Origin of the sequence: Leptospira perolatii (assembly GCF_002811875.1) — a bacterium.
Lineage (GTDB): Bacteria > Spirochaetota > Leptospiria > Leptospirales > Leptospiraceae > Leptospira_B > Leptospira_B perolatii.
Genome location: NZ_NPDZ01000002.1, coordinates 271,550 through 282,895 on the forward strand (window position 1 = coordinate 271,550; position 11,346 = coordinate 282,895).

The 11,346-nt window shown below is 41.7% G+C and carries 12 protein-coding genes; 5 read left to right on the forward strand and 7 right to left on the reverse strand.

Features of this window, described 5'->3' with window-relative positions; translation table 11 throughout:
• The first annotated feature begins 159 nt into the window (after nucleotides 1-159).
• From CH373_RS05085 to CH373_RS05105, 5 genes are all read left to right on the forward strand, one after another.
• The gene (locus tag CH373_RS05085) at nucleotides 160-1,545 is read left to right on the forward strand and encodes an MBL fold metallo-hydrolase RNA specificity domain-containing protein (RefSeq protein WP_100713018.1); all 1,386 of its coding nucleotides are present in this window, start codon (nucleotides 160-162) and stop codon (nucleotides 1,543-1,545) included.
• Nucleotides 1,546-1,641: 96 nt separating this feature from the next.
• On the forward strand, nucleotides 1,642-3,015 hold the full coding sequence (locus tag CH373_RS05090; RefSeq protein WP_100713019.1) for a PAS domain S-box protein: 1,374 nt from the start codon (nucleotides 1,642-1,644) through the stop codon (nucleotides 3,013-3,015).
• 18 nt (nucleotides 3,016-3,033) lie between these two features.
• Nucleotides 3,034-3,753 carry a LytR/AlgR family response regulator transcription factor gene (locus tag CH373_RS05095; protein ID WP_100713020.1) on the forward strand — a complete coding sequence of 240 codons (720 nt, stop codon included), beginning with the start codon at nucleotides 3,034-3,036 and terminating at the stop codon, nucleotides 3,751-3,753.
• A gap of 122 nt (nucleotides 3,754-3,875) precedes the next feature.
• Entirely contained in the window at nucleotides 3,876-4,580 is a 705-nt protein-coding gene (locus CH373_RS05100) for a Crp/Fnr family transcriptional regulator (RefSeq protein WP_100713021.1), read from the forward strand.
• Between the two features lie 19 nt (nucleotides 4,581-4,599).
• Entirely contained in the window at nucleotides 4,600-5,280 is a 681-nt protein-coding gene (locus CH373_RS05105) for a dienelactone hydrolase family protein (protein WP_125169921.1), read from the forward strand.
• Between the two features lie 45 nt (nucleotides 5,281-5,325).
• Here the strand turns inward: CH373_RS05105 and CH373_RS05110 are convergent, their stop codons facing one another.
• The 7 genes from CH373_RS05110 to CH373_RS05140 are packed head-to-tail and all read right to left on the reverse strand — an operon-like array spanning nucleotide 5,326 to nucleotide 11,346.
• Complete coding sequence (locus CH373_RS05110) at nucleotides 5,326-6,168, reverse strand: sulfite exporter TauE/SafE family protein (RefSeq protein WP_100713023.1); 843 nt, start codon at nucleotides 6,166-6,168, stop codon at nucleotides 5,326-5,328.
• A gap of 4 nt (nucleotides 6,169-6,172) precedes the next feature.
• Nucleotides 6,173-6,334 (reverse strand): cbb3-type cytochrome oxidase assembly protein CcoS, encoded by a 162-nt coding sequence (gene ccoS, locus CH373_RS05115; RefSeq protein ID WP_100713024.1) that lies wholly within the window; start codon nucleotides 6,332-6,334, stop codon nucleotides 6,173-6,175.
• The gene (locus tag CH373_RS05120; RefSeq protein ID WP_100713025.1) at nucleotides 6,331-8,763 is read right to left on the reverse strand and encodes a heavy metal translocating P-type ATPase; all 2,433 of its coding nucleotides are present in this window, start codon (nucleotides 8,761-8,763) and stop codon (nucleotides 6,331-6,333) included. Before CH373_RS05120 ends, ccoS begins: the two co-directional genes overlap by 4 nt.
• The gene (locus CH373_RS05125) at nucleotides 8,760-9,254 is read right to left on the reverse strand and encodes a FixH family protein (RefSeq protein ID WP_100713026.1); all 495 of its coding nucleotides are present in this window, start codon (nucleotides 9,252-9,254) and stop codon (nucleotides 8,760-8,762) included. Before CH373_RS05125 ends, CH373_RS05120 begins: the two co-directional genes overlap by 4 nt.
• Nucleotides 9,244-10,617, reverse strand: a complete 1,374-nt coding sequence (gene ccoG / locus CH373_RS05130; RefSeq protein WP_100713027.1) for a cytochrome c oxidase accessory protein CcoG — start codon at nucleotides 10,615-10,617, stop codon at nucleotides 9,244-9,246. Before ccoG ends, CH373_RS05125 begins: the two co-directional genes overlap by 11 nt.
• A 45-nt stretch (nucleotides 10,618-10,662) precedes the next feature.
• A complete protein-coding gene (locus CH373_RS05135; RefSeq protein WP_100713028.1) occupies nucleotides 10,663-11,196 on the reverse strand; it encodes a cbb3-type cytochrome c oxidase N-terminal domain-containing protein in 534 nt (177 codons plus the stop codon).
• A gap of 3 nt (nucleotides 11,197-11,199) precedes the next feature.
• A complete protein-coding gene (locus CH373_RS05140; RefSeq protein ID WP_100713029.1) occupies nucleotides 11,200-11,346 on the reverse strand; it encodes a CcoQ/FixQ family Cbb3-type cytochrome c oxidase assembly chaperone in 147 nt (48 codons plus the stop codon).

Below are 11,346 nucleotides of genomic sequence, written 5' to 3' on the forward strand. Positions count from 1 at the left end.
ATTTTTTGATGAGATATGGTGTACTCGCAAAAACCAAGAAGATCAATCGATATCCTCAGAATTGATAAAACAATTCAATTTCCGGTTTTGTAAAATAAGGAAAATCGTATAAAAATTCAAATTCCACTAAATTATCCCTAACGTAGATTGGCAGAATAGATGAAGATAGAAAATGAAATGGCAATATTACAATTCTTAGGCGCTGCCGGTACCGTGACTGGATCCAAATATTTGTTAAGAAGTCATGGAAGAAGTATATTAATAGACTGCGGTTTATTTCAGGGAGAGAAGCAGGTCAGATCTCTTAACTGGGACGAGCTTCCTTTTGCCGCGAGCGAAATCGACACCGTTCTATTGACTCACGCGCATTTGGATCACACCGGCTATCTTCCCCGGATCGTAAAAGAAGGATTCAAAGGTAAGATTTTTGGCTCTGCTCCTACCTTAGATATCGCTCGAATTATTCTTCAGGATTCAGCGAAGTTACAAGAGGAAGATGCGGATCATGCGAATGAGCATGGGTATTCCAAGCATAAGCCGGCTCTGCCTTTGTACGATTCTCAGGATGTCGAGAAAACGATTCCGCTATTCCAAAAAGTGGATCCGAACGAATGGATCGATTTGTCTTCCGAAATTCAGTGTAGGTTTAGATACAACGGACATATCCTTGGTGCTTGCTTCGTAGAAGTGAAAGTCGGAAAGAAAGTCTTTGTGTTTTCAGGGGATATAGGCAGAGAATCTGATCCATTGCTCGATCCTCCAGACAAACCAACATTAGGCGATGTCGTACTAATCGAATCTACCTATGGAGATAGAATTCACGAGGAAGATCCGGTCCAGCGATTGATCGAATACGTCCAAAAATACGCGAACTCGAAAGGTTCGATTATCATCCCGAGCTTTGCGGTGGAAAGAACCCAATTACTGATGTATCTTTTTTGGAAACTCAGAAGGGAGAAAAAGATTCCTAAAATTCCGATCTATCTGGACTCGCCCATGGGGGAAAGCGTCTACGAAGTGTTTGAAAACTACGGTTCAAATTGGCATAAATTATCCAGGTCGGAATGTATCGATATCGGAAAAACCATTGAAAAGGTGCAGAATCCCAAGGAGACGAGAAGACTCGCGCAGGAAGAAGGACCTCGTATCATCATAGCTGGAAGCGGTATGGCGACAGGTGGCAGGGTGCTTTCTTATTTGGAACATTCATTAGGAGATCCTAATTCACTGGTCTTGCTTGTAGGTTATCAAGCAAAGGGAACTAGAGGAAGGGACTTGCAAGAGGGCAGCCGCGAGATTAAAATTAGGGGAAAATTTTACACGGTGAAATGCGAAGTTGCGCTAATTGACGGATTATCAGCCCACGCGGATCAAAAGGAATTGTTGGATTGGCTTTCCAAATTACAAAAACCTCCGAAGCATCTTTGTATTGTTCATGGAGAAAACGGGAGTGCTAGGGCACTTTCGGAAAAAATAAAGGAAAGATACGGCTGGGATTCGATGATCCCGCAAAGAAATGATAGAATCGAAATAGATGTTTCTTGATTTTCGGTACTATGACAAAGTTAATAGAATATTAATGAAGAGCAATTTGTCGCTTATATTCATTTCGTCGCAAAAGATTTGTGGTCGGGAGAGAGGATGGACGATCTAGAATTAGGTGTAGAATCCGTACTGGAAAAAATTCCGATTCTTGTAATCGGAATAGACGAAAAGTTTCAGGTAGTCGCTTGGAACAACGAATGCGAAAGAATTACCGGATATTCCAAGGAAGATGCTGAAGGAGATTTAGAAGCAATCCTTTCATTATTGATTTCTAATCCTGATCAGCTAAAGAATATCGTAAAAATCCTGCAAAACTTTGAAGAGCATTTCGAGAATTGGGAAATCGAATTCAAAGCAAAAAGCGGTGAAAGAAAAATCGTGTCCTGGTCGAGGGTGCCGATTTCGTCTAATCCCAAGGATAAGCGAAGCTGGGTTGCAGGGATAGACGTTACTCATAGAGCCGAAGTAGAAAATAGTTTAAAAAGCTCGGTCAAAACTCTTTCCGATTTCCAAACCGCGCTGAATGCGGTCTCCATCGTAGCAATTACTGATAAGAAAGGAATCATCATCTATTCCAACGATAACTTCTGTAAAATCAGCGGGTATAGCAAGGAGGAGCTCCTTGGGCAAACACACAGAATTGTAAATTCTGGGTACCACACAAAGGAATTTTTTACAGAATTGTGGAAGACAATCTCTAAGGGAAAGATTTGGAAAGGTGAGATCAAGAATAAGACCAAGGAAGGAAGATATTATTGGGTGGACACTACGATTTCTCCGATCTTGGATACGAAAGGCAAACCGATTCAGTATCTAGCAATCAGAAACGATATCACCGAGAGGAAGGAAGCCGAAGAGAAGGCTCGTCAGGCAGAAAACAATCTGAAAACACTTCAAGATCGTATGAGCCCTCATTTTCTGTTCAACACTTTAAGCATCATACATTCTTATTTGGAGACTAATTCAGCATTAGCGGACTCGGCGATCTTAATGCTCGCGGAAAATTACAGATTCCTAATAGACAATGCAAATAAAGAATTGGTTCCGTTCGATATTGAATGGCAATTCATGGAAAACTACGTAAACTTGTTAAAGCTTAGATTTCAGGATTTCATGGATGTGGAAATCAAAAAAGAAGGGGATTTTGCCGGTTGTTTGGTCCCGCCGCTGATACTGCAACCCTTGGTGGAGAATTCTTATATCCACGGAATCCGGGACAAAGAAGGAAAAGGAAAGATTTGGATCTACGCTAGAACCTTAGGCGGAAGAACAGAGATTAAAATACGAGACAATGGTTCTGGATTTAAGGACGGCAATAATAAGTCTAGAACCTTGGTGAATATTGCAGAAAGATTAAAATACTTTCTATCGGACGCCGAACTGAGGGCGGAGGATCATCCGGAAGGTGGTGCGATGGTAACAGTTCTATTCAGTAAGCCAAGAAACGTAAACGTATTAGTAAAAGATTAATTATTCCAAGATCGAGTTATGAAAGAAATAAAAATACTAATTGTCGAGGACGAGGCTCCTACCAGAGAGCTCTTAATTTCCTACTGTTTGGCAAAGACTGAACTGAAATTAGCTGGAGTGGCAAAAGACGGAGTAGAGGCGTTAGAGGCTCTTCAAAGCCAAGAATTCGATTTGGTCTTCTTGGACATCAACCTGCCTAGAATGTCCGGATTGGAAGTTTTGGAGAAACTGGAAAAACTTCCTTACATTATTTTCATTACCTCATTGAGAGATAAGGCGATCGAGGCGTTTGAAATGGGCGCCATCGATTATCTACTAAAACCTTTCGCCAAAGATAGATTCAATAAATCGGTGGATCGTGCGATCGAATTCTTAAACAAAGAAGAGGCTAAAAGCTCGAATTCGTTTAACGATCATGGCCTGTTCATTTTGGAAAAAGAGAATTATTTTCTGGTACCGTTCGACGAGATCGTGTTCATTTCCTCTCGGGATAATTTTAGTGTGATCCACACTGATAACAGGGAGTATGTGACGTATAAATCACTGAAAACTTTAGAGGCAAAACTTCCTGCAAATAGATTTATACGGATTTTTAAACAGTACATTATCCATATTAAATTCTTATCGCATATGCAGAGCGATAATATGGGAAACTACACTGTTTATATGAAGGATGAGGACGAAACTCAGCTTCCGGTGGGTAGGAAATACATCGCTAAAATAAAGGAACTCCTCTAAATTTGACCCTGCGGATTTGCATATAACTGGCTAATATCGCCGATCCCCCCGTCGCCCATTGACCGGCACCGAAAAATCAGGTATGAATCGAATATCTGCATTTTTCAGAGTGAGGGACAAAAATGGCGTCTGCTTTAGCCTACGATCCACAAATCAATTTTTCTCAATTTCCGCTTCATCGATACAGAATATCCGCAGATTCCCGCGATATTGGCTCCTTTTTAAATAAAAGAACCGGGCCAAATCGAAGTCGAAGATTTCCAAAGAAAAGCCTGCTGTTTACCTCGGAAGCGAACGCAGACGGCTTTTTCTGGATCAAGGAAGGGACTGTTCGCACCTATATCGATTCTCCTAGCGGCCTTAAGCAACAGACTTTAAAAATCTATCCGAAGGGGACCTGTGTCGGGATTAGAGATGCGCTCTTTGGTGAGAGCTACAATAAGAACGCAGAATGCCTAGAAGATACCGAGGTAATTTTTGTCGGAAAAGAAGAGGCTGAGAACCTCTTAAACGATGATATGTTCCGTGATTGTATTATCAAGTATATCACTAGCGAGAGTAGAGAGGCTGAGAACCGAATCTATTCCATGGGGACCAAGCAAGTTCATTCTAAGTTGGCAGAAATCTTGCTCTCTTTGCAAGAGGCTTACGGACCTGAAATTAATCTTAAGTTTAGTAGAGAAGTGATGGCATCCATTGTTGGCGCGAAAACCGAAACAGTAGTCAGAGCGCTTACCGATTTGAAGGAAAAAGGATGGATTAATGTGGAGAAAAACATTATCCGCATCAATGACATTTCCGCCTTAGAACGATTAGTCGAGGTTTAATAATCGGAGAGAAGACAAAGTGGAAAGACACAACGTAGCAATGGTTGAGGATCAGGAAGGGAAAATATCGATTCCCGTTAATTACGTCAGTATTAAGGGAAATCTAACCGTTCCCAAGAATTCCAATCAATTGGTAATCCTGATTGAAGGAAATGATGATAAGTTCGGAAGGGAACCCAAGGTAAACGTAGTAGCCTTGAAAAAAAGACTTACTTCCAAATCCGTAGCTTCGCTTGTGCTAGAAAGTTTGTTATCCGAAGACGAAAGATCCATCGCCTTCAATCATTTGGACTTGACGTTGCTTTCGAATCGTTTGATCACGATTACGAATTGGATCAGAAAAAATCCGAAATTTTCCAATCTAAAAATCATTTATTGTACTACCTTTAACGGAATAAGACCTGTTCTGTTAGCTGCAAAGAGATCGTTTACGAAAGTAGACGGTATTGTCGCAATATCAGGGAATTATAAAGAAATAGATCCGAAAGATTGGCAGCACGAATTTAAAATTCCAGTGTTAGTATTGTATGGAGAGTTAGATTCTACGGATCAAAAATTTCCAGATAGGGAATTTTTCCTGAAATTCGGTCATCCTAAGAGCGACCAGGTAATCATCAAATCTTCTTCGAATCGGTTTACCGATTCTGACAAATGGGATCTCGCACTGGACTCGATTTGCCTTTGGCTGGGTACGCTCTAACCGATTCGTAAAGTGTGCCTAGCTCTGGATCGACTACATCTTCGCTTAATGGTGGTGATTATGATGACTGGTCGATTTTTCCTCATTAGAAAGTTCTTCTTTAGTCTGCTCGGTGTTGGAGCGGTTTGGCGCACCGACTTCTTCTGAATACGAGTGAGAGTGGCTGCCTGAATGATCATGTGTATCTGTGTGCGTATGAGAAAAGCGAACTAAAACGGTTCCCAATCCAATAATAACAATTGCAAGTCCTACTAGCTTGATAGACTTATTTCCGATTGCAGAAGCTATGCGATGAAATCCGAAGCCAATTCCGAAAAGCAATGGAAATGTTCCGAGAAAAAAGAAGCTCATTGTAAGTGCACCCAATACAGGCGAGCCGGTAGCAAAGGACAGAGCATAAGCAGGATATAATACTCCGCAAGGTAGGAGTGCGGTTAGAATACCGAAAGTAAAAGCTAAGGAATAGACTCGATTGGTTTTGCCCTGATTTTCTCGGATCTTTTCGAGCAAAGGTCTGCCTAGCTTTCCGATCCACTTGGAAAAGAATTTGACGGATTCCGGTGACTTCCCCCAGAAAATCAGAGAGAATCCTAGGAATAGAATAAATGCGACTGAGATCCATGCAGCTCCCTCTTGGATCCAGGAAAGTTGCGAAAAAGCAAGGTTCGTACCTTTTCCAAAAAAACCGAGCAGCACTCCTACCAAAGAATAAGAAGCGAATCTTCCAAGATTATAGGATAGTTGCAAAAACGTAACCTTCGATTGGGAACTTTTTCCTGCATACAAGGAGAGAGTACCTGCAAAAGGTCCACACATGCCTGCACAGTGGATGGATCCGGCAAGTCCTTGTACAAGTGCGATGCCGATAATTGAAAAGCCAAGTTCCATTCAATTACTCTTTATTTCGAGGCTCAAGTTCGTCATCGAATAACATTCTATATTTCGGGCCTTCTACGTCGTCATACTGTCCGGATTTGTAATTCCAGATGAATATAAAGAAAGCTGCTACCGAGATTACTAATGCGATCGGAATCGTTAAGTAAAGTGCGTTCATCGTTTAACCCTCCTTGTTAATAGTGCGGAATTCAGAACTACGGATAGCGAGCTCGCCGTCATAAACCCTGCGCAGATTACCGGAAGCATAAATCCGAATGCTGCAATGGGTATCATAACCGAGTTATAAATTAACGAAACTATAATGTTTTGTAGGATGACTCTTTTTGTTGCTTTTGCTATTTTTAGTCCTTTCGGAAGAGATTCTAGTTTATTGCTTACCAATATCATGTCGGATTTATCTAAAGATAAGTCTGAGCCTACTCCCATGGAGATTCCGAGATTCGCTTGCGCAATGCAGAGAGAGTCGTTGATTCCATCCCCGACCACTACTACGGTCTCTCCCGAAGATTGCGCTTCCAAGATTCTCTTTTTCTTTTCTTCCGGTAAAAGATTTCCTTTAAATTCAGAAATGCCGAGTTCTCTGGCTACAAGTTCCACCTTATCCTTGTTATCTCCGGACAGAATTTCGAGTTTCACTCCGTCCTTTTGTAATTCTGAAATGCTCTTTTTTGCGTCAGTTCTTAGCAGATCGGAAAATTTCCAGGCGGCCAGAGCAGTTTTATTTTTACTCAGATAGATCCATCCGTCGTTTTCGGAATCGATGTCTGTAGCGAAGGACTTGGAGCCGACTCTGTACAGAGCTCCGTTTTTTCCCTCTATTCCAAATCCTGGCAGTTCTTTGATATCGTGCAGAGAAGGGACTTCACTTTTGAGAACGCTAGAATCGGTTTCTTTAAATCCTTGCAATTCTGAAATCGCTTTAACAAAAGACTTTGCGATAGGGTGAGAAGAATTTCTTTCTAAAGAACATGCAATTTCTCTAAAGTTCTGAGAAGTTTCGGGATAAATCACTCTTTCTTCGGAGAGTTGCAGTTGTCCCACTGTCAGTGTTCCGGTCTTGTCGAAAATGATTCGATCCGCTTTCGCCAAGATTTCGGTGGATTCTGGGTTTTTCACCAGAATCCCTTCTTTAGATTGCATCAAATGGCTGACCACAAGTGCCGCCGGGACGCTCAATCCTAATGCGCAAGGACAAGCGACGATCAGTACACTAATCGTGTTTAAGATTGCAGCTTCGGCTCCAGAATGATTCCACCAATAGAAAAATGTAATTGAGGCGACTAACAAAACGACTTTGACGAAATAAGAGGACAGCTTGTCGGTTGTTCTTTGAACTTTTGGTTTGGTTAATAAGGAATTTTCCAAAAGCCTACTCATTTGTGTGAGGCTGCTCTCGAGCACGCTACCGGAAGCTGAAATTTGCACAGTACTGGATAGAGAAACGGAGCCTGCGCGAACTATATCTCCTGCTAGCTTATGAATCGGATTGCTCTCTCCGGTCAGGACTGATTCGTCAAAATAAGCGTTCTGTGAATTTAGGATCCCGTCGATTGGAACTCTCGTGCCATTTTGCAACAAAAGCCGGTCGCCTTTTGTGATAGAAGACGACGGAATTTTCTCCCAAGCGCCGTTTCTCTCGGCTTCCAGTTCCTCCGGAATGAGAGAAAGCAATTCTCCGACTTTTGCACTCGCTTTGAATCGAATGTTTGCTTCTAAATATTTTCCTAATAAAATAAAAAAGTAAATCGTGCAGACAGAGTCGAAATAAACTTCTCCTCGATCCGTAATCGTAACATAGACGCTATAAAAATAGGCGAATCCAACACCTAAAAAAAGAAGTGTATCCATGGATAGAATCCTGTGTTTCCAGGATTCGAGAGCACCTTTCCAAAAAGGATAACCAGAATAAATGAAAACCGGAGTGGCAAATATCCAGGAAACGTAATGGAGGAGCTTTTTGAAATTGAAATCGATTCCCTGGAAGTATCCAGCATAAAGTGCGGCCGAAAAAAGCATGATATTCCCCCAGCAAAAGGCTGCGACAACCGTGCGCAGTAGTAGGTCCTTGTAAGGTTTTTCGACTTTTGACTCTGCTTTGGAATACGAATAGAGATTCGGAGAATAGCCTAGCTTTTGAATGATTTGAAAGATAGCACTTAGATGGACTTCCTTCGGATCAAAATCCACTTTCAATCTTCCGGTTCCGAAATTAATTCTAGCTTCCTGGACTCCCTTGGACTGGTTTAGTACTTTTTCGATCAACCAGGTGCAAGCGGAACAATGGATTCCGCCAACGCTGATTAAAACAGATTTTCCGCCGTTAGGGAGTTCTTGCGCGTACTCCTGCATTACGGTTTCTGAATTTAGATTCAGATATTCTTCATTGGAACGGGAGACTGGTTCGAGCACCTGAGTTCCACGAATAGAGTAGAATTGAGTAAGTCCGCTCTCCAGCAGCAAAGAAGACAGTTCCGCGCAACCATTACAGCAGAAATTTTTCTCAGAACCTTTGATTACTCTAACGATTGATTCTGATTCTATTTCTGAATTGCAATGAAAGCAGATTGTCTGAGTAGGAGCATTCACTGAACTACCTGTATGGTATATCCTTTTGCGTACATTCCTTCGGGCGTCTTTGCTGTAAGAGAAGCCTGCCAAACTCCGGTCATAGGAATGTTAAGTTCCCCTTGGTAGATCCCTTTTTTCTTTTCGCTCAGTTGAACACTTTGATTGAATTTGTCTGTGGCGCTTCTCTCGATTTTGAGGGTGATATTCGCCTCGGACACAGGTTGTCCTAATTTTTCTAAGGAAATCGCAAAGTTCTGTTTTCCTTTTTTAAGCTCTAAAACTCCGGAGGAGAGTAGGGAAGAGTCGATCTTAAAGGAGTAACCTTTCAGAATCATTTCCTTTTGTTCTGCGATTACGTTTTCGTAATTTAATCCTTTCTCATAATAATCCTTATCTATGGGACCGGTATGACCAGAAAGAGCAATCCTTACAGTAAAAAAGGTGGCTAAAAATAGTCCTAAAAATGCGAGTGTGATTAGTATAAAAGCTTTTTTTAAACTAGAATGCATTGGCGTACTCTCCTGATTTAGTCCTATATGCTTCTACGAGATGAATCGGAAGCAAAAAGGGCACAGTGTTTGTCTTTACAAAATTTGGGTCCTTGATGTCTCTTACTAGAACCCGGATTTCGTGACTTCTTTTCGCTAAGTCTAACTCTCCGGCGTGTAATTCTATAATTAATCTGTAATGCTCGTTGGAATTTTCTGGTAGATTGATTGTGCCTTGCTCGGTTCCGCCTACTACGATCCGGAGTTCTCCTTTGAGATCGGTCTTCTCGACTTCTACTTTTAGGGTTCTACTTTCGAATGTATAGTTCTGAATTTGCACTTCATAGAAATTTCTTACGGTTTTGTCCGGAAGAATCATTGGTTGGATATTTCTATCCGGTAGAATCGATAGATACATCGGTACCCGATTCCAAAGTAATATGCTGAGCGCAGAAATGACTAGTAATAGTAAACCGCCGTAGGCGACTGTTCTAGGACGAATCCATTTTATCTTGGTGTTGTTTTCTAAAATCTGATTCTCTGACCAGTAACCGATTAAGGTTTTTTTACCTTCCTTAGCCATCTGGTGAGTACATGCATCGGAACATTTTCCGCAAGCAATACAGCCTACATTTGTTCCTTCCCTAATGTCGATTCCAGTGGGGCAAACGACTAGGCACATATTACACGCGGTGCAGTCCCCGATCTTGACGGTTCCTTTTCTTCTTGGCTCTCCTCTGCGGTAATTGTAAGTGATATTTACCGATTGCGAATCCATCATCACGGTCTGAAATCTTGCATAAGGACACGCATACTTACAGAATTGTTCGCGAATAAATGCGATATCTACATACATCGCAAACGTGAAGAATCCAAGAAAGTACATCCAGTTTGAATCCTCGCCGATTTGAACCAAGCGCCGGATCCCGGAGATCATGAGATACGGATCTGCAAAGTAGGAGATCCACGCAAAGGAAGCAAGCATGCTTACGAAGATCCACGCTAGATGAACCAATCCGATTCCAAAAACGGATGCGTCCTTCTTGCCGTATTTTTTTCCTAATACGATCCTTCCGATTCCATCGAAAATATCGGTATAGATGGTTTGAGGACAGGCCCAGCCGCACCATACTCTTCCAATGAGGGTTGTAAAAAAGAAGAGAGAAAGTCCTAACCCAAGTAGGAGCAGGTGAAGAAAATACCCCTCTTGAGGTGTAAATATGCTTCCAAGGAGAAAGAATTTTCGTTCCGGTATATCCAGCTGGATCAGGGGCAGTGAGCCCCATCTCAGCCAAGGAGTTCCAAAGAATAACAATATTAGGAAAATCTGAACTATATTTCTTGCGGATCTAATTTTCCCGGAAATAGGTCGGGATACTATCATACTGTTACTCGATTGGCCTCTGCTCTTAAAATTTCCTTCGCATTATTATTTGGTCGCTTTCAGATTTGGATTTCTGGAGGCTAACCATGCCATTACTTGATAAACTTTCTCTGAACCCAAAGAGTTTTCGTGTGGCGGCATTGGTCCTCGTCCTAACTTTGCTTTTTCAGGTCCGATTCCTTTCATTACTATTTCGTAAATTTCTTTATCGGTACTTCCGTGGATCCATTGCTTGTCCATAAGATTCGGACCAATTAGTCCTTCTCCGGCTGGACCATGGCAAGCTACGCAATAGGTCTGAAAGGTTTGCTGACCCGATGCGATTGCGGCAGCATTTCCTCTTAATGGATTAGACCCATCGGTGCTTGCAATCGCTACGTTTCGATTTGGATATTGCTTCTCGTATTCCGTTAGTTGCTCGGAGAAAAAGTCCTCCGTACCCCAGACAGAATAGGCGTGAAAGTAGATGGTATATCCGATAGAAAAAACAATGCTCCCTAACCAAACATATTTCCACCATAAAGGGAGTGGATTATCTGCTTGTTTGATTCCGTCAAATTCCTTGTTTGGATCGCTCATTGATTAATCTTCCTCCAGCATACGGTACTTAGGGTTTTCCATTCTTTCTTTGCGTTTGCGACTATAAACGTAAAAGGTGATAATTGTTATCGCCAATACTAGTAGAGGCAATCTAAGTGATTTATAGATTTGTAATGTATCTAGTTCCAT

Coding starts and splice junctions, on each gene's coding strand:
- CH373_RS05085 (WP_100713018.1), top strand. CDS start 160: ATGAAGATAGAAAATGAAATGGCAATATTACAATTCTTAGGCGCTGCC.
- CH373_RS05090 (WP_100713019.1), top strand. CDS start 1,642: ATGGACGATCTAGAATTAGGTGTAGAATCCGTACTGGAAAAAATTCCG.
- CH373_RS05095 (WP_100713020.1), top strand. CDS start 3,034: ATGAAAGAAATAAAAATACTAATTGTCGAGGACGAGGCTCCTACCAGA.
- CH373_RS05100 (WP_100713021.1), top strand. CDS start 3,876: ATGGCGTCTGCTTTAGCCTACGATCCACAAATCAATTTTTCTCAATTT.
- CH373_RS05110 (WP_100713023.1), bottom strand. CDS start 6,168: ATGGAACTTGGCTTTTCAATTATCGGCATCGCACTTGTACAAGGACTT.
- ccoS (WP_100713024.1), bottom strand. CDS start 6,334: ATGAACGCACTTTACTTAACGATTCCGATCGCATTAGTAATCTCGGTA.
- CH373_RS05125 (WP_100713026.1), bottom strand. CDS start 9,254: ATGCATTCTAGTTTAAAAAAAGCTTTTATACTAATCACACTCGCATTT.
- ccoG (WP_100713027.1), bottom strand. CDS start 10,617: ATGATAGTATCCCGACCTATTTCCGGGAAAATTAGATCCGCAAGAAAT.
- CH373_RS05135 (WP_100713028.1), bottom strand. CDS start 11,196: ATGAGCGATCCAAACAAGGAATTTGACGGAATCAAACAAGCAGATAAT.
- CH373_RS05140 (WP_100713029.1), bottom strand. CDS start 11,346: ATGGAACTAGATACATTACAAATCTATAAATCACTTAGATTGCCTCTA.